Annotated in this window: 15 protein-coding genes, 1 tRNA gene and 2 pseudogenes; 11 read left to right on the plus strand and 7 right to left on the minus strand. The window is 68.0% G+C overall.

Annotated features, from left to right (window positions below; translation table 11 throughout):
• The first annotated feature begins 170 nt into the window (after positions 1-170).
• The 4 genes and pseudogenes from AB0C15_RS24360 to AB0C15_RS24375 all read left to right on the plus strand — a co-directional run bounded on the left by AB0C15_RS24360 (position 171) and on the right by AB0C15_RS24375 (position 2662).
• A tRNA-OTHER gene (locus tag AB0C15_RS24360) sits at positions 171-238 on the plus strand.
• Between the two features lie 145 nt (positions 239-383).
• A pseudogene (locus AB0C15_RS24365) lies at positions 384-713 on the plus strand (TIR domain-containing protein); the annotation flags it as partial.
• 360 nt (positions 714-1073) lie between these two features.
• Positions 1074-1254: pseudogene (locus AB0C15_RS24370) on the plus strand (Rho termination factor N-terminal domain-containing protein); the annotation flags it as partial.
• 574 nt (positions 1255-1828) lie between these two features.
• Positions 1829-2662: a hypothetical protein gene (locus AB0C15_RS24375; protein WP_357355501.1), complete on the plus strand. Its 834-nt coding sequence runs from the start codon at positions 1829-1831 to the stop codon at positions 2660-2662.
• Between the two features lie 320 nt (positions 2663-2982).
• Here the strand turns inward: AB0C15_RS24375 and AB0C15_RS24380 are convergent, their stop codons facing one another.
• The 4 genes from AB0C15_RS24380 to AB0C15_RS24395 form a co-directional block, all read right to left on the minus strand.
• Complete coding sequence (locus AB0C15_RS24380; protein WP_357355503.1) at positions 2983-3540, minus strand: hypothetical protein; 558 nt, start codon at positions 3538-3540, stop codon at positions 2983-2985.
• A complete protein-coding gene (locus AB0C15_RS24385; protein ID WP_357355505.1) occupies positions 3537-3839 on the minus strand; it encodes a hypothetical protein in 303 nt (100 codons plus the stop codon). Before AB0C15_RS24385 ends, AB0C15_RS24380 begins: the two co-directional genes overlap by 4 nt.
• Positions 3840-4899: 1060 nt before the next feature.
• On the minus strand, positions 4900-5445 hold the full coding sequence (locus AB0C15_RS24390) for a GNAT family protein (RefSeq protein WP_357355507.1): 546 nt from the start codon (positions 5443-5445) through the stop codon (positions 4900-4902).
• A 14-nt stretch (positions 5446-5459) separates the two neighbouring features.
• Positions 5460-6770, minus strand: coding sequence for a hypothetical protein (locus AB0C15_RS24395; protein WP_357355509.1), 1311 nt, complete (start codon positions 6768-6770; stop codon positions 5460-5462).
• A 406-nt stretch (positions 6771-7176) separates the two neighbouring features.
• Between AB0C15_RS24395 and AB0C15_RS24400 the strand changes: the two genes are divergently transcribed.
• The 3 genes from AB0C15_RS24400 to AB0C15_RS24410 all read left to right on the plus strand — a co-directional run bounded on the left by AB0C15_RS24400 (position 7177) and on the right by AB0C15_RS24410 (position 9023).
• Complete coding sequence (locus tag AB0C15_RS24400; RefSeq protein WP_357355656.1) at positions 7177-7509, plus strand: hypothetical protein; 333 nt, start codon at positions 7177-7179, stop codon at positions 7507-7509.
• Positions 7506-7826, plus strand: a complete 321-nt coding sequence (locus AB0C15_RS24405) for a DivIVA domain-containing protein (RefSeq protein ID WP_357355511.1) — start codon at positions 7506-7508, stop codon at positions 7824-7826. Before AB0C15_RS24400 ends, AB0C15_RS24405 begins: the two co-directional genes overlap by 4 nt.
• Before the next feature lie 393 nt (positions 7827-8219).
• Positions 8220-9023 (plus strand): HAD-IB family hydrolase, encoded by an 804-nt coding sequence (locus tag AB0C15_RS24410; RefSeq protein WP_357355513.1) that lies wholly within the window; start codon positions 8220-8222, stop codon positions 9021-9023.
• A 209-nt stretch (positions 9024-9232) separates the two neighbouring features.
• Here AB0C15_RS24410 and AB0C15_RS24415 read toward each other — a convergent pair whose 3' ends face one another.
• Positions 9233-9979: an oxidoreductase gene (locus tag AB0C15_RS24415; RefSeq protein ID WP_357355515.1), complete on the minus strand. Its 747-nt coding sequence runs from the start codon at positions 9977-9979 to the stop codon at positions 9233-9235.
• Between the two features lie 392 nt (positions 9980-10371).
• Between AB0C15_RS24415 and acs the strand changes: the two genes are divergently transcribed.
• The 4 genes from acs (at position 10372) to AB0C15_RS24435 (ending at position 19274) form a co-directional block, all read left to right on the plus strand.
• Positions 10372-12336, plus strand: a complete 1965-nt coding sequence (gene acs / locus AB0C15_RS24420; protein WP_357355518.1) for an acetate--CoA ligase — start codon at positions 10372-10374, stop codon at positions 12334-12336.
• 267 nt (positions 12337-12603) lie between these two features.
• On the plus strand, positions 12604-15399 hold the full coding sequence (locus AB0C15_RS24425; RefSeq protein WP_357355520.1) for an immune inhibitor A domain-containing protein: 2796 nt from the start codon (positions 12604-12606) through the stop codon (positions 15397-15399).
• Between the two features lie 332 nt (positions 15400-15731).
• Positions 15732-18140: an immune inhibitor A domain-containing protein gene (locus AB0C15_RS24430; protein ID WP_357355658.1), complete on the plus strand. Its 2409-nt coding sequence runs from the start codon at positions 15732-15734 to the stop codon at positions 18138-18140.
• Positions 18141-18341: 201 nt separating this feature from the next.
• Complete coding sequence (locus tag AB0C15_RS24435) at positions 18342-19274, plus strand: alpha/beta hydrolase (protein ID WP_357355522.1); 933 nt, start codon at positions 18342-18344, stop codon at positions 19272-19274.
• 4 nt (positions 19275-19278) lie between these two features.
• On the opposite strand, the gene AB0C15_RS24440 is transcribed toward AB0C15_RS24435, so the two are convergent.
• Positions 19279-19644 (minus strand): hypothetical protein, encoded by a 366-nt coding sequence (locus tag AB0C15_RS24440; RefSeq protein ID WP_030486287.1) that lies wholly within the window; start codon positions 19642-19644, stop codon positions 19279-19281.
• Positions 19641-22550 (minus strand): SseB family protein, encoded by a 2910-nt coding sequence (locus AB0C15_RS24445; RefSeq protein ID WP_357355524.1) that lies wholly within the window; start codon positions 22548-22550, stop codon positions 19641-19643. The genes AB0C15_RS24440 and AB0C15_RS24445 overlap by 4 nt, the downstream gene beginning before the upstream one ends.
• Positions 22551-22665 lie beyond the last annotated feature (115 nt).

Genomic DNA, 22665 nt, shown 5'->3' on the forward strand with positions numbered 1-22665 from the left:
CTGCCCAGTCCTCCACGCTCAGCACCTCCCGATGCTTCCGGAAGGGGTCAAAATTCAACCGGAACCACGGGGTCAGTTTTCACGCGGCGTCGACAGCAGGCGCCCGAGGACGGCCGGAGGCCGCCCGCAGGGCAGTCCGCAAGCGCGGCGACACTGTTGTACGGTGCACAGGCGGATAGGGGTGAGCTGTAAATCCGTCGCGAAAGCTACAGAGGTTCGAATCCTCTACCCGCCACCAGGGAGCGACTGGCCCTGACCTGCGAAAACGCAAGTCAGGGGCCTTCGTCGTCTCCGGCACGGTTTACCGCTGTTCGCCTTGAGGATCTCCTCGATCGGGCACGCGACGGGCACGGCCTCAGGGATCGTTCATCGCAGGAGGTGCGGTGCACGTCTTCATCAGCTGGTCGAAGCGCACAAGCCATGGGCTAGCGCTCGCGCTCCACTCCTGGCTTCCTGAGGTAATCCACAGGATCGAGCCGTGGATGTCGAGCGAGGACATCAGCAAAGGTCAGCGCTGGGCGACGGAGGTGGGTGCTCGTCTGGAGGAGACGAGCCAGGGCATCATCTGTGTCACCAGAGAGAACGTGAGGGAGCCCTGGCTCAACTTTGAGGCCGGTGCCCTAGCCAAGTTCTTGGATGGAGGGCGAGTTCGCCCCATCCTGCTAGGTGTTCTTCCGTCCGAGGTCACTGGGCCGCTTACGCAGTTCCAATCGACCCAGGCGACCGACCAGGAGGACATGCTGAAGCTCGTGAAGTCTCTGAATGAGTCGTGCGATGTCCCGCTGGAGGAAACGCGGCTAGAGCGGTCTTTCCGGAGGCTGTGGGGCGAATATGAAGCGCAGGTCAGCAAGCTTCTTCAGCAGACAAATGGGGTGCCCGCAAAGCCGAGGCGCAACATGGAAGACATGGTTGCAGAGATCTTGGACGCCGTCCGAGACCTTCAGAGGCGGGATGCTGCAGCGGGCGCTCACGGGGGGCCTGGCCCCGGCCACGGCACCTTGGTCGAGCGGGAGTGGGTGCCGGTACAGCGAGGCAGCGAAACCTTCATCGAAGGCGACAGACCTCTGGTGCCGCGGCGCCGAAACGGTACGGGCCTGGGTGCAATGCTGCTGCCTGAGTTGCAGAGCCTTGCTGCCGCTCTAGGAGTCGCGGGTACGGCCCGGATGCGCAAAGGCGAACTGATCCATGCGATCGAAGAGCGGCAGAAAGCGAAACGAGCGAGTAGCTAGCGGATCTCCTCGTCGGGCAGTCGCCTGACCGTCCAGCCTCCCCGGACGGGGCCAAGGTCGTTCGTCCGGTAGGGCGCTCCACCTTGTCCCCGTCCGGGGAGGCTGGTAGCCCTTGTGGTGCCCGGCGAGGTGATCCGCGGCGGCATCTCTGAGCAGGGTCGGGGTTCGGGGCGGAGCCCTGAGGTCTTCTGATCGTGCCGTCCCTGAGCGTGGCCGGCCGGCCCGGCCGATGCCGGCCGAAGGTCGCCAGCAGGCCGGGGCGGGGCCGGCGCGGCCCGCTTGCGGGCCGCCTTGATCCATAAGAGAACGTTTCGGCAATGCTGAGACTTGAACCCTGAACCCTTCTAGCCTGGCGTCGATCATCCTCGATCGGGCGGATCGGTCGGCTGACCTGGGCGAAGCCTTCCGTCGCCTTACAACGGTTTACGACACTTGTTGGCGTCAGTTGTGCCCGCATTGTGCCTGACGATCTTGCTGGCGCCTCCACATCTGTCTCGCCCCCCGCACAGGTCGACCAGGCCGAGAGATGCGAAGCGGCACCGCAGTTCTGGCCAGATGGACAATTACGGCGACCTCGTCACGAGCTGAGAATCCTCAATATGACCCTCATCGGAACCTTGGCAAGTGACACGGTGGTGGTCCAGGTGTCCGACCGCCGAATTTCACTGCTGCGGGGCGACGGATCCACCGAGCTGCGAGACGACGTCACCAACAAGGCTGTCTTGTACGAGAACCGTGCGACCCTCGCCTTTACAGGTCTGGCAGAGCTTGAGAATCAAACCACCGATATGTGGATTGCTCAGCGTTTGGCCGAGGAGCCGGATCTTAACGCTGGCCTCGAACGGCTAACGAGCGACCTTACAGAGCTATTTCGTCGTAGGCCGTACCGAGGTCATTGCCATAGCATTGTCATTACTGGGTGGAAGAGGAATGGCCTGGAGGACCCTACTCCGTTCTCGGGTCTGGTGTCTAACCATTTCCGGCTTGGTGGCAACTGGCTCTCGTCCCCATTGGCGCAGTTTGATTGGTTCGTTGAAATGGCGCGGCCAAACATACCTACTCTGGTTTTCGTCCCCAACTTGATGCCGAGGGGGGCCGGCACCGCCCTCTATCGGCAGCTTCTGCGAGTGAAGAATCGGGGACTCAACGTTACCAATGCCGTAACACTCATCGCCGAGGCGATCCATTCGATTGCAGACTACAGACCGACTGTCGGCCGTGAGCTAATGGTCTCCATCTTGCCCAAGTCGGCTGCTCCTCGTGGCCCAGCGCCCGAAATGATCGTCCTCAGCGGAGGCGTGGATCCAGGCGTACCCACCTTTTACAACATTTCAGCCAACGGGGATGTCGTGGCCTACGGGCCAACGATCATAACGAACGGAATAATCATGTACGGATTTCAATCGACTGTACGGTTCGGGTCACCCGAATGAGCAGAGGAGCGGACTCGCTATGCGGTCCACTCCTCGACTAAAAAGCGGCCAAACTACCATCCCGATGTTCCTATGGATGTCAATCCCGTGACCCCTTGACCCCCAGGCAACCACACGGGGCCTTGACCTGTCGGCTCGTACGCTCTGAAATGCAAGTACGGCCTCTCAATGTCCATGCTCGTCCACCCGCGTCCGCGTGGATCGTCACCCAGCTAGTCACTCAGCCTCGCCTTCGGCAAACCTCGCCAGCATCGACCAACGTGTGGCCAAAACCTTCGAACTGGGCCACACTTTGCCAACGCATATTTCGATCCCTGCCTTCAGTCTTCCTTGCGACGCCTTTTGGTATTTTCCACATAGTGCACCATGGTCCCGCCGTCCGCAGACAACCGCGCAATATCTCTTCCTAGTCCAGTCAAGCGCGCACGGGACGTACCTGCATCGTCAACGAAGCGTTCCGCGAAACCAAATTCTACCAGCTCATCCGTTATCGGAGCATTTTCGGCGGGCGTCCAGCCGACTGGCTCTCCGATCACTCGGAAGAACCGTTCCGCTTGAATCCGTATGCCCAAGTTGCAGGCCGCCAGTGACGTAAGCTGGTCAAGTCTATCCAGCAGATAAATAGCCTGACTGTCCGACACGACAGGTGCACTCATTGACAACAGAAGCGGATCTTGCTTGTATTTTTCGAAATATTCGTCCACCGAGGCGTTGACTACTTGCGTAAGCTGGCCGGACTTCCGGCCAGAAACATCTTCGACCTCTTGGCCGGCGGCGTTGACAGGTGAGCCTGCAAGTGAACTCATTTCCGTCTGGGCTACCGCTTGCAGCTGCTTACCTAAAGCATGACCGAGGACTCTATCGAATTGGTCTTTCATGATTGACTCTGAGGAGACAGTGCGAGTCCGTATCTCGGCCAGAATCTCCGTGTATCTACGTTAATTTGTAAGCTTTGGGCGTTTTGCTGAGACGCAGAAACCGTTTGGGCGATAAAGATCAGCAGTTGCGCCACAAATGCCAAAATTGCCAGAGCCAAGGCGATTGTCGATAGCAAATCGACATTTCTGACCGGAATAATTATTATAATCGTACCCAGCAGAGAAAGCCCGGCAAGCGCCAGCCAGATTGCAATCGAACGCCAAGAAACTCTCAGTGTGCTTGCGGGGTTTTCGGTCACCAAGACATCCTCTGCTCCTAGCGGACGCACGGCCTCAGGCCCAAGGGTTAAGCCCGTCAGCCCGATGTTTCTACCCTCAAATTACCTGACGTCCACTGGGGATCGGTATCGTCCATCCCGTGTGCCGTCGACCCGCCCTCTTGGGGAGTGGGCCCTCGCCCGGCCCGCCACGTCAAGCGGACCTTGACGCACCTTCGGACGCTGGCGGGTTGGGCGGTGGTCTGCTCGGCTCGCCCGGGTCGTCGGTTGGCGGGATGGCCTTGCGCAACCAACGACGGACCGCGACCCGCCGACTGACCCCCGGCCATCCTGGAGCCCGAGCGCCCCGCCGGCGGCGCAGTAACCGCACCTCCGCAACGGCCGCCAGCTCGCCGACGTAGCCGGCATGTCCCTCCCCTACGCCGCGCGGTGCTTGCCGCGCGGCCCCGGCCGGCTGCCGGCCCAACACCAACACCGGTCAATCTCCTGTCGTTCTGCGGCGGCCCCTTGGGCTTCCGCTCTCCGCGCCAGCCGCCGGGCGTGTTGTGTGGCCGGAGTCGGAGCGTCAGCGGAGCGACGGACGCGCGCCCAAGCGGCGGCGCGTGCGGCCCGTTGCGGGCCGCCTTGAGGACGTACAGAAGCTTCGCGCGGTCGGCGCTATCCGCACGCTTTCCGAAGTCGCTCGACCGCGACAAAGATCTGCTGCTCGGGACCAGGTCGACTCGGCCTCCACTCAGCAAGTAGGGGTCGGACGGAATCGACGTACCCGGTGAGCTCCTCCATGGTGCTCGGCTCGGGTAGAGCGTCTAGCGCCGCGACTCCAGCCATGGTCATCTGATGCCGGTGAGCGTTCGTTCGTGTGTCTTGCCAGGCGGACGAATCGCGCCACTCATGCACGCGTTGGCGCACCTCGGCTGCGGCGGCTCGGATTACGGCCGCCTGCTGGCGAGGTGTGAGTTCGGCGCGGGCGTGGAAATGGTCGGCCGGATCCTGCGGCGGCGTGTCGGCGTCGCGCATAGCGGCGATCGTACCGCCGCCATGATCAGTACTGCTCGCGCTCGTACTGAGCGACCTGGGCCAATCAGCCGGCGGTGTCGTTCCACTCTGGGGCGAGGATCGAGTAAAGCTGCGAGTCACGCCAGGCGCCGTTGGTGAAGACGTGGTCGCGTAGCCGGCCTTCGTACTGCATCCCGAGCCGTTTGGCGACGCCGATGGAGGAAGCGTTGTCGGGGCCGATAGCTGCGGTGATGCGGTGAAGCTTCAGCTCTCGAAAGCCGTAGTCGATGATGGTTCGGGCTGCGTCGGTGGCGTAGCCGTGGCCCCAGTGATCGGCGCCGATGGCGTAGCCAAGCTTGGCGGCCTGGTGCCCGGTGAGTCCGAGGCGGGCGAAGCCGATCATCCGGTCTGAGGTGTCAGCGACGGCTAGGTAGTACTCGATGCGCGGGTCGAGCTGCGCACGCCTTACCGCCCCTTCAACCATGGCAACGGTGGCGGCTTGGTCGCGGCTGTCGAACGAGAGCCACTGCGTCACCCGGTCGTCACCGACGATCGCCAAAGCGTCGGCCGCGTCATCGGGTCGTAGTTCGCGAAGGGTGATGACGCGGCCGGGGATGGTGATCGGGTACATGTGCTGATGGTGCCTTATCGAGGAAGTGCGTTGGCAGGCGTGTGCGTGAAGTGCTCGATGCCGTCGATGAGGTCGCGGGCGTCGTTGGCGTGGCCGGCACGGGTGATGGCCTGGTGGACACGGTGGACGGAGTGAATGACGCCGTTGATGCGCTGGTCGGCGGGAAGGTCGAGCACGGGTGCGAGGGCATCGGCGGCGGCGTCAAGTTCTCGGCTGGCTACCCGAGCAATCGCAAGGTTGGTGTGGGAGCCGGCCTGGTCACCGAAGGCCCATGCGGGGTCATAGCGATCGGAGTACGCCTGTACGGCACGTAGGGCGTAGCGCTCGGTGGCGTCGGCTTCGCCGGGCAGCCAGGCGAGAGCGTCGCTGGCGTAGTAGAGCGTGCGGGGCTGGTTGAAGGTGCAGATGCCGCCGATCTCGTCCATCTCGTCGGGGCGTACCCGAGACCAGGTGTCCTCAGCCTCGGTGATGGCGGCCTTGGCCTGTTCCGCATTACCGAGTGCGGCGTAGGCGCGTGCAGCGCTGACGGGCAACCAGACGGCCGAGGTGCCGCCTGCTTGGGTGGCGTACTCGCGTCCCGCCTCGGCATAGCGGACCGCTTCGGCGTACCGACCGGCCCAGTAGGCGACCAGCGATTGAAGTCCGCGGAGCCAGGCTTGCAACCCGGGATGGCCCGACTGGTCGGCGCAGAGGACAGCGGTTCGGGCTTGCAGCGTGGCCGAGTGCGGGTCGGCCATGTCGTGCGAAACCTTGGCGAGTAGGCCGCTGGTGATGCCGGCGAGGAAGTGCAGGTCACGCGACTGGGTCGGCTGTTGGCGACGTTCGAGCAACGTGAAGAGTGTGTCCTGAGTCTCGGCCAGGTCCGGCAGGATCTGGCTGACCGGTCGTTGTGGGTAGGCCAGGGCGAGGCGTTGCACATCCTCGGTGAGCTGGTCGATGGCTGCCGGGGAGGTGGCTTCGGCGGCGAGCATGGCGTACTGGCGGGCGCGTTGTGCGGCCATGGCGAGGAGGTTCCTTTCCGGGCCGGCGCCGGTGGGCTCGACGATGAGGTGTCGGGCCGGCGCAGGGGTCAACTGGTGGGATGCCCAGGGGCGCTGCAACTCATCGACCGGCTTGCCGAACATGGCCTGCAACGCGCGCCGGGTGGCGGGGTTTGATGAGGCCAGGTCCCGTTCGCCACGAGCCAGCCGGCCGAGGTGCCGCGCGCTGATCGCCGCGCGGGAGTCCATGCGGCTGAACTCGTCGGCCAGTTCCTCGTACGTACGGTCGCTGCACTGGATCAGGTACTCCAGGACAGTGCGAGGTTCGCGGCGATCTCGGGCCATCGTCGACGCCTTCCTGATGGGCTATCTCCACGCTCACTTACGCGAGGTCCTGAACACAACGCAGGTCCTCATGGTGTCCGCCCGAGGTCCGTCAGAGGTGCTGTTTCGGTCCTCGATCGGTCTTAACCACCGGGTGTTCTATCTCCACCATGGACGTCTCACCCACCGCAATTGTGCATGTACTGACCGTTGAGACGCGCGTGTCAGGACGGCACTTGCCTGGTCGCGCCGGCGCCAATCCGGATGCATCGGCGAATGCGCCCGGACCACGCCGGCACTGGCGGCATTGTCGTAGCGACTGCGTCCTGCGCAGGGCGTCAGCGCAGATCCAGGCTGGCGACAACGGCAGCGGCTGTGACCACCTTGCCTGCTTCGATGCCGATCCAATGATCAAGAGCGGACGGTGATGATTCCAAAGCCGGGCGACGTTCTGCACGTCGGCAACGATGCGTCCGTGCAGTTCGGTGGCGATCGATCCCTGACCTTCCGAGTCATCAAAGTCTGCGACCGGCCGACGTACGAGGGCTGGGTCTGGTTGTCCGGCTACTCACTCGATCGGGCGGGCATTGCGGTCGACCGGCGAGAGATCTTCGTGCAACGCGCTGGGTTGCGACTGATCGTGCTGGTCGCTCTTACCGCCTCCCGGCGGATACCACCCGCTCCCCAGACCCCTGCCGGCCTGAGCAGCGCGAGCCGAAAGACCCACACGACGGTTTCAACTTCGAGGAGGCTGCGATGACCATGCATTCGGTAGGCGTCGTCCGGGCGGCGTCGCGCCTGGCCCGGCTCTGCCCCGAGCAGGTGAAGCGAATCCGCTTCCGTCGCACGAAGGTCGGGCGACGCGGCCTGGCCGAGGAACAGGTCTACGCCTTCCTCCGCGCCGTCGTCGACGAGCTGACCGCGCGGAACGGCGTTGAAGCCGGCCTCCGGGCAGAGAATGCCCGGTTGAAGACCGCTCTGAGGCGATGGCAAAGCAACTTCGCCCCAGGGTCGGGCCGGATGGCTAACGCGGCGCGAGGCGCGCGCCCGAGGGGCGAGTCGAACGAATCCGGCTGACCTTCGCTGGTCACTCCGGCCAAAGGGCCCAGAGACACGTCTCATCTTGCCGGGAGCGCTCCCCGGGAAAGGGACGACCCCCGTCGGGGGGAGACGGGGGTCGTCGAAGGTTCGGCTCCGGGGGGGTCGAGCCGAACCACTCGGCGGTCACGGGGGGTGCAACCGCCGAGGGTCTGCCTGTTTCGAGGATGTGAATGCTCGTCGTACGGACAAGTCTGCCTGAGCGCGCCCGTCACGTCGAGTGGTGCCGCCTCCACTCACTGCGAAATTCTCCTCGCGGAGTGTGAGCGTGATCACGCGGAGCGGAGGTGGTGGTGCCAGCCCGCAGGTCTGAGGGGTGGCATGACCCCGGGCACCCGCCGACGATAGACCATCCGGCTAGACTTTCGCGCCGTGGGCCGAAGTGCCGCTTTCTTCGATCTGGACAAGACCGTCATCGCCAAGTCGAGCGCCCTGGCGTTCGGTCGGCCGTTCTACCGGGATGGGCTGATCACCCGGCGTGACGTGGTCAAGTCGGCGTACGCGCAGCTGATGTTCCGGCTGGGCGGCACCGACGAGCAGACCATGGCCCGAACACGGGACTACCTGGCCGCGCTCTGCAAAGGGTGGCAGGTGGAGCAGGTCCGCCAAATCGTCGCGGAGACGCTGCACGAGCTGATCAACCCCTACGTGTACGCCGAAGCCGCCGCCCTCATCGAGGAGCACCAGGCCGCCGGGCGGGACGTGGTGCTGGTGTCGGCGTCCGGCGAGGAGATGGTCCGGCCGATCGGCGAGCTGCTCGGGGTGACCGACGTGATCGCCACCCGGATGACGGTGCGGGACGGCCGGTACAGCGGCGAGGTCGAGTTCTACGCGGCCGGCCCGAGCAAGGTCGAGGCGGTCACCGAGCTGGCTGCCGTGCGGGACTACGACCTGGCCGACTCGTACGCCTACTCCGACTCCTACAGCGACCGCCCGCTGCTGGAGTGCGTCGGCCACCCGAGTGTGGTCAACCCGGACCGGCAGTTGCGCAAGTTGGCCTCGGAGAACGCGTGGCCGGTGCTGGAGTTCCGGCACCCGATCCCGCTGGGCCGGCGGCTGCGCGAACGTCCCGCGGTCCCGGTGGCCGCGGCGGCCCTGGGGGTCGGGGTGGGTGTGGCCATCGGCATCGCCTGGTACGGCCGGCACCGCCGAACCCGAGCCGCCACCACCGCCTAGCTCCGCACCACACCTCAGACCTGTCCGAAGACCCGTCCGACTTCCCGGTCGATCATGGAGTTGTGGTGGGCGTATTCGACCTGTTGGCACCTTTCGCGGGGCACCACAACTCCTTGATCGACTTCACGAGGACGGGGTCGGTCGCCCCGGGGCACCACCAAACGTCATGATCGACCCCGGGGCGGGTCGGTCCGGGGCGGCGGGACCAGTCAGGCGTCGGCGAGGATCTCGTCTGCGATGGCGGTGAGCTGGTCCGCGCCGACCTCGACGGCGGCCATGTAGTGGCGTAGCCAGGAGCGCAGGCCGTCCGGGGTGCCGGTGGCGAAGGCACCGGCCGCGCCGACGTACTCAGGCTCGCGTTCGCGGTGCCCGACGTCGACGGCCAGCAGGCCACGCGGGTCGAGGCCGCTGGCGAGCAGGACCAGGCGGGCGGCGCCCCGGGCCACCACGCCGGACGGCCCGGCGAACGGGCGCAGGTTCAGCAACTCCCCGTGTACGACAGCGGCGAGCACCAGTGGGGAGACCTTCGTACCGCCGACGACGAGACCGGCGAGCCCGTCCAACCGGGTGGCGACCACCGGGTCGGCGACCGGGCGGCCCAGCTCGGCTTCCGAGACCAGGTCCCGGGCGGCGAGCACGTGCAGTTTCGCGAGCGCCTGGCGGGGCGCCTTCGGCCACAGCTCGCTCAGGCCCGGCAGCGCTCCGGCGACCCGCAGCGCCCCCTGGAGCGCCGGGTCGGTGACCGTGCCGGCCCGGACCGCCTCCCGTTCGTGGACGGCCCCCTCGAGGGCCGCGCTGGCCACCGCGGAGCGCAGGCTGACCTCGGCGGCGACCTGTCCGCCGTGCCGACGCAGCGCCCGGTGCCCGAGCGCCTGGTCGAACCTCTCGCGGGCCTGCTCGACGGCGGTGGTGATGTCGGCGAGCGCGAGCAGGGGCGCGAGCGGGTCGGTGGTCACCCCGCCACGCTAACGACCCGTCCCGGCGCGGCGGGGCGCACCCGCCCGCAACGCGACCCGGACCACCCGCCCGGATCGGCACCTCAACCGGACTGCGTCCTTCCGCCAGGCACCGCACCTCCACGCGTTCCTTGAAGTCGGGGTGTCCCCCTTGCCTGGACACCCCGACTTCAAGGAACCCGTGTTGATCAAGGCCCATCGCACAGCGCCCACCCACGACGCCCGGCCGGGGGACGGACCCGGTCGGACACGGACCGGTCGGGGACGGGCCGTCGGGCGCGCGACGAGGGCCGCTCGGCGCGACGGAGTGGGCAGCCGTGGCCGGTCGCGGGCCCCGCGACTACCCTCGTGCCATCGAGACGCAGGTCACCCTGACGATGAGGAGTCACGGCATGAGCGAGGCATTGGCCAATCTGCTGAACGAGACGCGCCAGTTCCCCCCGCCGGCCGAGCTCGCCGCGCACGCCAACGTCACCATCGACGCGTACGCCGAGGCGGAGGCCGATCGGCTGGCCTTCTGGGCGAAGCAGGCCGATCGGCTGGCCTGGTCGAAGAAGTGGGACGAGGTGCTCGACTGGTCGAACCCGCCGTTCGCGAAGTGGTTCGTGGGTGGGCAGCTCAACGTCGCGTACAACTGCCTGGACCGGCACGTCGAGGCGGGCCGGGGCGACAAGGTGGCGATCCACTGGGAGGGCGAGCCGGGCGACACCCGCACCATCACGTACGCCGACCTGCACGCGCTCACCTGCCAGGCGGCGAACGCGCTGACCGACCTGGGGGTGACCGCCGGCGACCGGGTGGCGATCTACCTGCCGATGATCCCGGAGGCGGCGGTGGCGATGCTGGCGTGTGCCCGGATCGGCGCCGCGCACAGCGTGGTCTTCGGCGGCTTCTCCGCGGACTCGCTGAGCAACCGGATCCAGGACGCCAGCGCCAAGGTGGTGATCACCGCGGACGGTGGTTACCGGCGCGGCAAGCCGTCGGCGTTGAAGCCCACCGTGGACGAGGCGGTGGCCAGTTCCCCGTCGGTGGAGCACGTGCTCGTGGTTCGCCGCACCGGCGAGGAGGTGGCGTGGTCGGAGAAGGACCACTGGTGGCACGAGACGGTGGAGACCGCGTCGGCCGAGCACACCGCGCAGCCGTTCGACGCCGAGCACCCGCTCTTCATCCTGTACACCAGCGGCACCACGGCCCGCCCGAAGGGCATCCTGCACACCACAGGTGGTTACCTCACCCAGGCGTCGTACACGACGCACGCGGTGTTCGACCTCAAGCCGGAGACCGACGTCTACTGGTGCACGGCCGACATCGGCTGGGTCACCGGGCACTCCTACATCGTCTACGGCCCGCTCTCCAACGGCGCCACCCAGGTGATGTACGAGGGCACCCCGGACACGCCGCACAAGGGCCGGTTCTGGGAGATCGTCGACAAGTACGGGGTGAGCATCCTGTACACCGCTCCCACCCTGATCCGGACGATGATGAAGTGGGGCGACGACATTCCCGCCGGCTTCGACCTGTCGTCGCTGCGCCTGCTCGGCAGCGTCGGTGAGCCGATCAACCCGGAGGCGTGGATCTGGTACCGGCAGCACATCGGTCGGGGCGAACTGCCGGTGGTGGACACCTGGTGGCAGACCGAGACGGGCGCGATCATGATCTCGCCGTTGCCGGGGGTGACCGCGGCCAAGCCGGGCTCGGCCATGACGCCACTGCCGGGGATCGTGGCCGACGTGGTGGACGACCAGGGTCAGTCGGTGCCGAACGGTGGTGGCGGCTATCTGGTGCTGCGTGAGCCGTGGCCGTCGATGCTGCGCACCATCTGGGGTGACGACGACCGTTTCATCGAGACGTACTGGTCCCGTTTCCAGGGCATGTACTTCGCCGGTGACGGTGCGAAGAAGGACGACGACGGGCACATCTGGCTGTTGGGCCGGGTGGACGACGTGATGCTGGTGTCCGGGCACAACATCTCGACGACCGAGGTGGAGTCGGCGTTGGTGTCGCACCCGTCGGTGGCCGAGGCGGCGGTGGTCGGCGCGACCGACCCGACCACCGGGCAGGCGATCGTCGCGTTCGCCATTCCCCGGGGCAGCACGGACATCGTCGGCGACGCGGGTGAGCAGCTCATCGCCGACCTGCGCAACCACGTGGCGAAGACGCTCGGTCCGATCGCGAAGCCGCGGCAGATCATGCTGGTGCCCGAGCTGCCCAAGACCCGCTCCGGCAAGATCATGCGCCGACTGCTGCGGGACGTGGCGGAGAATCGGTCGCTCGGCGACGTGACCACGTTGCAGGACTCCTCGGTGATGGACCTGATCTCCTCGGGGATGAGCGGCGCGAAGTCGGACGAGGACTGACGGTAGGCGTACTCACTGGAGGGTGGCGGTCCGCGCGGACCGCCACCCTCCGTCATGTCTTACGGTCGCGGTTCGCGGCGCCCCGCCGGTGTCACATCGGTCGGTCGGAGGAGTCGGGAGAAGCTGAACGGGTACAGGCGGCGGCCGCCACTGTCCTTTCGGCCAGTTGTGCTTTAGGTTCACGCAGGTTGGCAGAGTTCGACAGACATCGCTTCGACGGTCGACTACGCCAACGTCCTCCTCTCCATGCCCGAGAAACGGAGCGGCATGAACCACAAACCGCAGTCCAGGGCGCGGCGACGGCTACTCGTCGCGCTGCCCGCCATCGCTCTCGCGGCCACCTCACTGACCGTGAGTGGCAGTGCGGCAGCCCGGCCGCCATCCGGCACCCCCCAGGCGGTGATCGGCGCAGACGAGCACTACATCAACTACGCCGAGCCCGAGGTGCAGCCGGACACCACCGGCCGTGAGGTGAAGGGCAAGGGTGGCATCTACACCCCTGCCGCCGAGTCCGCGCGTGCGTTCGACCGGAAGCACGCCCGGGGCAACCCGGTGACCGCTCGGCAGTTGGCCAAGGACGAGGCCAAGTCGCTGAAGACGGGCCAGAACCCCCGCAAGTTCAAGAAGGCGCCGACCACCCAGACGGCGAAGCTGCTGACGCTGCTTGTCGAGTTCAACGACAAGGCGAACGACGACTTCACCGACGTGATGGTCCCGAAGACGGTCTTCGAGGACCGCACCTGTGTGCCCGGCACCGTGCAGAACGGCCCGAAGCACAACAAGATCGCGGACCCGTCGCGGCTGGCCCAAGAAGACAACAACTCGATGTGGGTGCCGGACTTCTCGCCGTCGCACTACAACAAGATGCTCTACAGCAAGAAGGGCATCACCGAGCGGGTCCGCACGGACCTGAAGGGCCCGGACGGCAAGAAGGGCATCGACCTGTCCGGTCGCACCATGCACAACATGTACCTGGAGATGTCCAAGAACGCGTACACGGTGGACGGGCAGGCCAGCCCGTGGATCACCGTGCCGCACTCGGAGGGCTGGTACGCGGCGAACCGCTGCTTCCAGGACGAGACCGGCGCGTGGGTTCCCGGCCGTGAGCAGTCGATGAACGGCCACCCGGACAACCCGGCCGGCGCGGGTCGCCTGGCGACCGACGCGATCGACGCGCTCGTCGCGAAGGACCCGAACTTCCCGTGGGCCGACTACGACATCGAGGACCAGGCCGACCGCGACGGTGACGGCAACGTCTTCGAGCCGGACGGCGTGATCGACCACCTCGTGCTGGTGCACGCCGGTCAGGGCAAGTCCCGTGGCGGCGGCGACCAGGGTGTGTACGCCGTGTGGGCGCACTCCTCCACGGTCGCCGGTGGTTACACCATCCCGGGCACCAACCTCAAGGCGTCGAACTACATCGTGCAGCCGGAGGACGCCGGTGTCGGCGTGTTCGCCCACGAGTTCGGCCACGACCTGGGTCTGCCGGACCTCTACGACACGTCCGGCAATGCCGACTCCGACGTGGACTTCTGGGACCTGATGGCCTCGGGCTCGCACTCCGGCGAGATCTTCCAGGCGCTGCCGACGCACATGGGCATCTGGGACAAGTGGGTGCTCGGCTGGGCCGACCCGCTGACCATCCGCCCCGGGTCGAACCCGCGTGAGGTGAAGCTCGGCCAGACGTCGCGCACCCCGATCGACTCCGAGGACGGCATCAAGGTCGACCTGCCGGACAAGGTGACGACGCTCGCCACCCCGCACAGCGGCACCAAGATGTGGCACAGCAACAACGACCAGGAGTGGGCGGACGTCAAGCTGAGCCGCTCGGTCGACGTGCCGGCGGCAGCCGACTCGAAGTTCTGGATGTGGAACAACTACATCATCGAGGAGGACTGGGACTACGGCTTCGTCGAGCTCTCCACCGACGGCGGTACGACCTGGACCGAGCAGAAGGTGTACGACGAGGGTGGCACGGTGGTCACCACGCCGGACGGCTACCCGGACCCGAACGGCCGGATGAACGACTTCGGCGGCAAGAAGTACGGCCTGACCGGCAGCACCGACGGCTGGCGGCACGACTACGTCGACCTGTCGGCGTACGCCGGAACGACGGTCCAGGTGCGGCTGCGTCTGGCCACCGACGAGGCCTTCGAGGAGCGCAACTGGTTCGTCGACGACTTCTCGGTCACCGGCGGCGGCGCCACCACCTGGAGTGACGACGTGGAGGGCGGCGCCAACGGCTGGACGGCCACCGGCGGCACCTTCGTCGACACCACGGGCGCGGGCTGGAAGGTCTCCAGCGGCACCGAGGTGCACGCCCAGTACTACCTGGCGGAGTGGCGCAACTTCGACGGCTTCGACAAGGGCCTGCAGTACGCCTACGACACCATCTACTCGCACGAGGCGTGGAAGGTCGACCGGATCTCCTACAACGCCCCGGGCATGCTGGTCTGGTACCGCGACACCGCGCTCGGCGACGTCAACCACGTCACCGGGCAGATGACCGCGCTGCCCAGCTACGGCGCGAAGGGCGGGCTGCTCATCGTCGACTCGCACTTCGACCCGCTGCGCCGCACCGGCGAGGCGGCGGTGAAGGACCCGTCGGTGACGGACAACCTGCCCAGCCGCCCGCAGTCGTCGAACGCGGCGTTCACGCTGAACCGGACCTACCCGTTCACGGAGTGCCTGGAGGCCGCGGACGAGCCGTACAGCGCGTACTGCACGAAGTTCAAGGGGCTGCCGCCGGTGAAGGCGTTCACCGACGCCAAGGGCTGGTACCCGGGCATCGAGATGCGCGACGGCGCTGCCTACGCACGGGACAACGACGCGTCGGTGGTTCTGCCGTCGCGCAACAACGCCCCGTACACCACCCGGGTCACCAACCCGGACGGCAGCCCGGCGCCGGAGTTCTACGGCGTGACCCTCGGCGGTGGCGCGATCGTGCTGGGCACCGGCAACCCGGGCGACGCCGGCGTGAACTACGGCGTCTCGCTGACGATCAAGAAGGCTGCCGGGGACAACTCGTCGGCCCAGATCTACGTGACCCCAGCAAAGAAGTAACTGTTTCACTGCTCGAGAACTGACGGTGGGGCCGGTGGCGGAGACGCTGCCGGCCCCACTGTCGTACATCGATCACATTTATCGAGATAGGTCGCTGTATACGGAGCCCGGTCGATCATCGCTGGTCAGCGTGGCTGATGAAGCCCCGGTGTGTGACGGTGAAAAGCATTCCCAACAAAATCTTGCAACAAATCGACGCGTTCGTCTTCCCACCCGTCCCGGCAGTAACTATGTTCACCAATGGTCCCACTCGTGGGATCGATCTCCCACCGGCCTGTACCCCCGTTGGGCCGGTTCCCTCACACCGGAGGTACCACGTGCGCAAAGTCGCAGTGGGTCTGCTCGGGCTCTCACTGACGGCGACTGGCCTGGCGTTCGGCCCGTCCGCCTCGGCCGCCCCGCAGCCCAAACTGCCGGCAGCAGCTCCGGCCGCTGCCGAACCACAGGCGCTGAAGGACGAACTCCCCGACAAGCTCGAGGACAAGCGCCGCGAGCTGCGTGAGCAGGGTCTCGCCGACGTGCTGAGCGGGCGCAGCAAGCCGATCGAGCGCAACGGCAGCACTGTCGTCAAGGTCGGCCAGGTCGGTAAGACGGCAACGAACGCCAACGCGCGCTCCGCCGCGGGCGCCCAGGCGACGAAGGACCAGTACGTCGAGCTCAAGCGTGAGCGGACCGACAAGATCTTCGTGATCCTGGCCGAGTTCGGGGACGAGCGTCACCCGTCCTACCCGGACAAGGACATGAACCCGGACATCGCCGGACCGTCGACGTTCCAGGGTCCACTGCACAACAAGATCCCCGAGCCCAACCGGGCCGTGGACAACTCCACGATCTGGCAGCCGGACTTCAGCCCGGACCACTTCCGCCAGCTCTACTTCGGCACCAACCCGGGCGACGAGTCGCTCAAGCAGTACTACGAGGCGCAGTCCTCGGGTCGCTACACCGTCGACGGTGAGGTGACCGACTGGGTCAAGGTCAGGTACAACGAGGCCCGCTACGGTCGTTCCGACGACCCGAAGGCCGACGACGACCCGACCGGCGACCCCGCCGTCTGCGCCGACAACGTCTGCCCGAACACCTGGAACCTGATCCGCGACGCCGCCAACCAGTGGGTCGCCGACCAGAAGGCCAAGGGCCGGACGGACGCGCAGATCGCCACCGAGATGAAGTCCTTCGACCAGTGGGACCGCTTCGACTACGACGGTGACGGCGACTTCAACGAGCCGGACGGCTACATCGACCACTTCCAGATCGTCCACTCCGGCGGCGACCAGGCCGACGGTGACCCGCAGCAGGGTGAGGACGCCATCTGGAGCCACCGTTGGTCGGCGTTCAGCAGCTCGCCCGTGGGCCCGCCGAACTTCCCGATCGGTGGCACCCAGATCGGCAACACCGGCATCTGGATCCGCGACTACACGATCCAGCCGGAAAACGGCGGTCGTAGCGTCTTCTACCACGAGTACGGCCACGACCTCGGCCTGCCGGACGACTACGGGTCGACCGACAACAACAACGAGCACTGGACCCTGATGGCCCAGAGCCGGCTCGGTGCCAAGAACGACGTCGGCATCGGCGACCGGGGCGGCGACCTCGGCGCGTGGAACAAGCTCCAGCTCGGTTGGCTCGACTACGAGGTGATCGTGGCGGGGCAGAAGCGCTCGCTGGAACTCGGCCCGCAGGAGTACAACTCCGACAAGGCACAGGCCGCCGTCGTCGTCCTTCCCCAGCGGGAGTACACGTTCAACTACGGCGCACCGTTCGAGGGCTCCAAGCAGTACTTCTCCGGTAACGAGGACGACCTCGACAGCAAGATGACGAGGACGTTCGACCTGACCGGCAAGTCCACGGCGGCGCTGTCGCTCAAGGGCAAGTACAGCATCGAGGAGACCTACGACTACCTCTACTTCGAGGCGTCGACGGACGGCGGTCAGACCTGGGCCGACCTGGACGGCACTGTCAACGGTCAGCCGATCGGCGTCGACGGCGCCGGCCGCCCGGCCCTCGACGGCAGCAGCAACGGCGCCTGGGCCGACATCAACATCCCGCTCACCTCGGTCGCCGGCAAGGTGGCGCAGGTCCGCCTGCACTACGTCACCGACGGTGGTGTCTCCGAGGGCGGCTTCTTCGGTGACGCGATCACCGTTACCGCCGACGGCCAGACCGTGTTCAGCGACGGCGCCGAGACCGATGCCGGTTGGACGCTTTCGAAGTTCGAGGTGGTCGGGGCGACCTACACCCGCCTGTTCGACAACTTCTACATCGCTGGCAACCGGTCGTACGTCTCGTACGACAAGTACCTGAAGACCGGCCCGTACTTCTTCGGCTACGCGAACACCCGCCCGGACTGGGTGGACCACTACGCGTACCAGGAAGGCCTGCTCATCTCGTACTGGAACACCCGCTGGTCGGACAACGACACGGGCGCCCACCCGGGCGAGGGTCGCAACCTGTACATCGACGCGCACCCGCGCCCGATCTACAACCTGAGCGGCGCTCCGTGGCGGGCCCGCATCCAGGTGTACGACGCCCCGTTCAGCCTGAACAAGGCCGACTCGTTCACCCTGCACCTCAACAGCCAGCCGCAGTACATCCGTGGCCAGGCCGCTGAGCCGCTGTTCGACGACACCAAGAAGTACTTCTACGAGGAGCTGCCGAACCACGGCGTCAAGCTCCCCGCGACCGGTGTCAAGATCAAGGTTCTGGAGCAGGACGGCACCTCGATGAAGATCCGGTTCAGCTGACCACTGATCCCGCACCAACAAGCGACGCCCGGGCAGGTCACCTGCCCGGGCGTCGCCCTTTGTGGGACACCCGCCCGGATGGCCGCGACCGGGTTGGTCGAGCCGACTCCCCCCGCCGCGCTCCGGGACAACCCGGGGCTTTCCCCTGTTCACCGCGACCACCAGGGTCGCCCGCTGCCAGCGGGTCCTAGGCTGTCTGCCATGACCGACCAGCGCGGCGGGGCCGTCGACGAGTCCTGTGTCCTCACCGAGGGGCCGTGGACGCACCGCTTCGTCGGCGCCAACGGCAGCCGGTTCCACGTGGTCGAGGCCGGCACCGGGCCGATGGTGCTCTTCCTGCACGGCTTCCCGGAACACTGGTGGGCCTGGCACCAGATGCTGCCGGCGGTAGCCGACGCCGGCTTCCGGGCGGTCGCCGTCGACCTGCGCGGCTACGGCGCCAGCGACAAACCACCCCGGGGGTACGACGGCTACACCCTCGCCGCCGACATCGCCGGCCTGATCCGCGCCCTCGGTGAGCGATCCGCGACGATCGTCGGCAGTGGCCTCGGTGGCATGGTCGCCTGGACGGTCGCCTCGTTCCACCCGTCCCTGGTCCGCCAGCTCGTGGTGTTGGGGGCACCGCACCCGCTGCGACTGCGCGCCGCGATCTTCGCCGACCCGCGCGGGCAGTTCACCGCATCCACGCCGGCGCTGAAGTTCCAGCTACCCCGCTACGAGCACGTGCTGACCCGCGACGGCGCAGCAGCCGTCGGCGAGATCGTGCGCCGCTGGGGCGGCCCACGCTGGGTGGCCGGGTCGGATTTCGAGGCGTACGCCGAGCGGTGCCGGGAGGCGATGTGCATCCCACAGGCCGCGTTCTGCGCACTCGAGGGTTACCGCTGGGCGTTCCGCTCGCTGCTGCGACTGCACGGTTACCGTTTCGTCCGCCTGATGCAGAAGCCGCTGGCCACCCCGACCCTGCAACTGCACGGCGCCCTGGACGCGGCCTCCCTGCCCCGCACCGCGCTGGGCTCCGGTCGGTACGTCGTCGCCCCTTACGAGTGGCGACTGCTCGACGGGGTGGGGCACTTCCCGCACCTGGAGGCACCGGATCTGGTGCTCGGTGAAATCCTGCGGTGGGCGAAGACCTGACCGGTCAGACCCGCTGCTCGCGCAGGTCGGTGACCTCCGCGGCCGGCGCCCAACCCTGGTAGACGCCGAAGTCGAAGACCTCCAGCCGCATCGCCTCGGCCACCGGCCAACGACCGCCGGTGTACTCCACCCGCAGCCAGGCGTCATGCTCTCCGAGCACGATGAACGGCTGCCCCTGCCAGGTGCAGGTGGTCCGCACGTACGCCAGATCCTCGATCTCGCTCGCCGGCAGCACCCGGACGTAGCGGCCCGCGCGGACCTCCTCGAAGCCCTCACCCGGCTCGGGCTGGTAGAGCCGGATGTCGTCGCCGTCCGGGCTGGCCTGGTATTCCCGGCCCTGCCAGCGGGCCACGTAACCGTCGCGCATCACGCCTCCCCGACCCGTCGCCAGGTGACCGAGTCGGTGTCCAGTTCGGCGACCACCCGCTCGCTGCCGTCCGCGCCGATCCGCCAGAGTTGGGCGCCGTGCGGCAGGCGGGCGCTGTCCACCTTGAACTCCGCCACCACGTCGCTGCTCTCGCCCGGGGCGAAGCCGTTGCCCCGGAACGGCGGGCGTTCGATGACCCAGCCCTCCATGGCCCGCATCGCCGGCTCGTTCTGCCCGCCGTACGGGATGCGGTAGAGGCTGGGTCGGTGCGCCGGCCAGCGCAGCACGTAGATCTCCTCGGCGTCCGGGGCGAACGGTGAGCCGGGGTAGCTGAGGCCCAGCGCTTCGTGCAGCTGAGCCGGGGTGGTCAGGTGGGACAGCTCACCGGCACGGTGCACGAACCCGGACACCCGGTCGTAGCCGCGATCCAGGTAGTACGCGAGCTGGCTGGGCGCGATCGCCTTCTGCATGACCGTGGGCCGGGTCGGATCGACCGCTGCGGGGGCGTACCGGGGACGGGCGGCGGGCTCGGCCACGGCCGGCGCCTCCTCCTGGTCTACCTCCAGGTCGTCCCCGAGCCCCACCTCGGCGGCCCAGTTGGCCAGCGCGACGATCTGCTCGCCGGGCAACTTGGCGCCGACCGGCGTGCCCGGGTTGACGGCGAACGACCAGTCCTCGTCGGGCCAGCGGCGGATCAGTTGGGCGAACTTGACCCGGACCGTGTCGACGTCGCCCTCGACGTGGTCGGCGAGGCGCTCGGACGACGTGTAGACCACCACGTACGTCTCGCCGTCGAGCTGCCCGGTGCGCCAGACGAAGCCCGGGTCTCCCGGGCGGCTTCCGCGCACCGAATCCGGTGCCGCCGGCAGCAGCACCCGGGCCAGCAGCAGGGTGGACAGGAACGTGTCGGTGCTGCCGGAGCCGGCGGCGCTGAGCAGGTCCTCCTCGACCGTGTTTGCCGGATCGAACTCGACCGGCGCCGGCTCGTCGGCCGACGGCTCCGGACCGTCGCTCCCGAACAGACTCTCGCCGCCGCCGCCCGCGCTGTCGGCCCGGCCCGGACCGACCGGGCCGCCCGACGCACCACCGCTGTCGGCGCGATCGGCGCTGACCGGGTCGTCGACGCGCGGATCAGCCAGGCCGACGCCGGCCTCTGCCGCGAGCACGGGAGTCGGAATGGACGGGCTCGGGTCGGGCTGACCGGGGTGGAACGACGCCGGCGCGTACGGGCTCGGAGCGAAGGACGACGGACCGAACAGACCCGGGTCGGAAGGCGCCGCACCGAACGGCGGCGGGGCGGTCACGGCGGGGCTGGGGCTGGGGCTGGGGCTGGGGCTGGGGCTGGGCGACGATGAGCCGAACAGACCCGGACCGGGAGGCGGCGCGCCGAATGGCGGCGGGGCGGTCTCGGCCGGGCTGGGCCGGCGGGCCGCCTCGGGCGGTGCGCTGCTCTCGACCGGGTCGGTGAGGTCGCGGGACTCGATGATGGTGCCCTCGATGACGATGGGCGTGAAGCCCCGGCGCGGCGCGGGCGGCCCGGAGACCGGCTCCGCGACGGAGGCCGGCAGATCCTCTGCCGGCACGAACGGGCCCGGCCGGTCCTGGGGGATCGCCTGCGTCTCCTCCGCCGAACCGGGCCGACCCGCGGCGCGGGTCGGTGGAGATTCACCGGTCATCCGGAAGGCGCGGGTGGGCTCCTCGGCAAGCGGGTTGTGCCGACGTGGAGGCAGCGGCTGGGTGATCTCCTCGCCGGACGGCGGTGCGCCCATCCCGCGGGACGCACCAAGACCGTCCTCCGGGCGGGACGTGCCGTGGCGACCCTCCGGCCGGCGCAGCGGCGGGGTGGCTGCCGGGTCCGCCGCCATCGGAAAGGCCCGCGTCGCGGTCTCGTCGGCCGGCGCATCGGCCGGACGCCGGCGAGGGAAGGGCTGGCTGCCCCGCCCGAACCGGCTCGGCGGTGCCGCCCGGTCACCGGGACGGCCCCCACCCGGAGCTGGGTCGCGGGCCGGGCTGGGGTCGAAGAAGGATCGCCGAGGTGCGGCCTGGTGAGCACTGTTGCCGTTATCCACGGCAGAGCCGTCGCCGTCGCTCGGCCGGGTCGCTGCCGGCCACCCCACGCTCGGCCCGGAACGGTCCGTGGTGGGGCCGGCGGACGCCAACGGGGTGAACCGGGACGGCCGCCCGGCGCGGGGCGGGATTCCGCTGCCTGTCGCGGGCCGGGGCGGCTCGGCGGGGTGCCGCTGGCCGGCGGCGGGAAGCTCGTCCTCGCCCGATCGGCGCAGCGGCTCGGCGGGTACGGGTGGCCGGGGTGCCGGACCCGCCGCCGGAGGAGCACCCACCCGGGGCGCCCTTCGGGGCGGGATCGGCCCAGCCGTGCCGGAGTCCGGCCCGGACGGGAACGCCCCCGCCGCCGGCGGCGGCCCAGCCGCTGGTGCGGCGTCCCGGGGTGACGTGCCGGGGCGGGTGCGGGCCAACGTCTCGGCCCGTTCCAGGCGAGCGCGGGCACCCATGGCCCGGCCGGGCAGTCGCACGTCGCCTCGGGACAGCTGTGACACGAACCAGGCCGGCAGGTAACCCTCGACCGGCAGACCCGGATTGACGGCAAGCCACCACTCGTGGTTGGGCCAGGTGGCCGCGAGGTCGGCGAAGGGAATGCGGCGGTTGCTGCCGGCATGGTCGCCGAGGCAGGCCCGCAGGGCGGTGGCGGAGGTGAAGGCCAGGACGTGGGTCCGGCCACCGGTGGTCCAGGTGCCCCATCCGGCGGGTGGCTGGCCGGGCTGCGCCGGCGCGGAGACCGGCAGCAGCACATCGGTGCGGGACAGGAGCCGGAAGTAGAGCTCCTGATCGTTGGCGCGCAGCGCATCGCGCATCGCCACCTCGGCCTCCGTGGCCGGCTCCCATTCGGTCACGGCCACCTCCCCTTCCGAGAACAGGCCACAGGTATCGCGTACAACCTACAAGGTGGTACCAAGATCACAATGGCTGGCCGGCGGCGGCCCGCCGAGGCGCGCACGAGGCGATAAC

The sequence above is a fragment of the Micromonospora sp. NPDC048835 genome, assembly GCF_040649995.1.
Lineage (GTDB): Bacteria > Actinomycetota > Actinomycetes > Mycobacteriales > Micromonosporaceae > Micromonospora.

What these genes read in the sequence shown, in the direction of transcription:
- AB0C15_RS24375 (WP_357355501.1), top strand. Translation starts at nt 1,829, where the DNA reads ATGACCCTCATCGGAACCTTGGCAAGTGACACGGTGGTGGTCCAGGTG.
- AB0C15_RS24380 (WP_357355503.1), bottom strand. Translation starts at nt 3,540, where the DNA reads ATGAAAGACCAATTCGATAGAGTCCTCGGTCATGCTTTAGGTAAGCAG.
- AB0C15_RS24390 (WP_357355507.1), bottom strand. Translation starts at nt 5,445, where the DNA reads ATGTACCCGATCACCATCCCCGGCCGCGTCATCACCCTTCGCGAACTA.
- AB0C15_RS24395 (WP_357355509.1), bottom strand. Translation starts at nt 6,770, where the DNA reads ATGGCCCGAGATCGCCGCGAACCTCGCACTGTCCTGGAGTACCTGATC.
- AB0C15_RS24400 (WP_357355656.1), top strand. Translation starts at nt 7,177, where the DNA reads ATGATTCCAAAGCCGGGCGACGTTCTGCACGTCGGCAACGATGCGTCC.
- AB0C15_RS24405 (WP_357355511.1), top strand. Translation starts at nt 7,506, where the DNA reads ATGACCATGCATTCGGTAGGCGTCGTCCGGGCGGCGTCGCGCCTGGCC.
- acs (WP_357355518.1), top strand. Translation starts at nt 10,372, where the DNA reads ATGAGCGAGGCATTGGCCAATCTGCTGAACGAGACGCGCCAGTTCCCC.
- AB0C15_RS24425 (WP_357355520.1), top strand. Translation starts at nt 12,604, where the DNA reads ATGAACCACAAACCGCAGTCCAGGGCGCGGCGACGGCTACTCGTCGCG.
- AB0C15_RS24435 (WP_357355522.1), top strand. Translation starts at nt 18,342, where the DNA reads ATGACCGACCAGCGCGGCGGGGCCGTCGACGAGTCCTGTGTCCTCACC.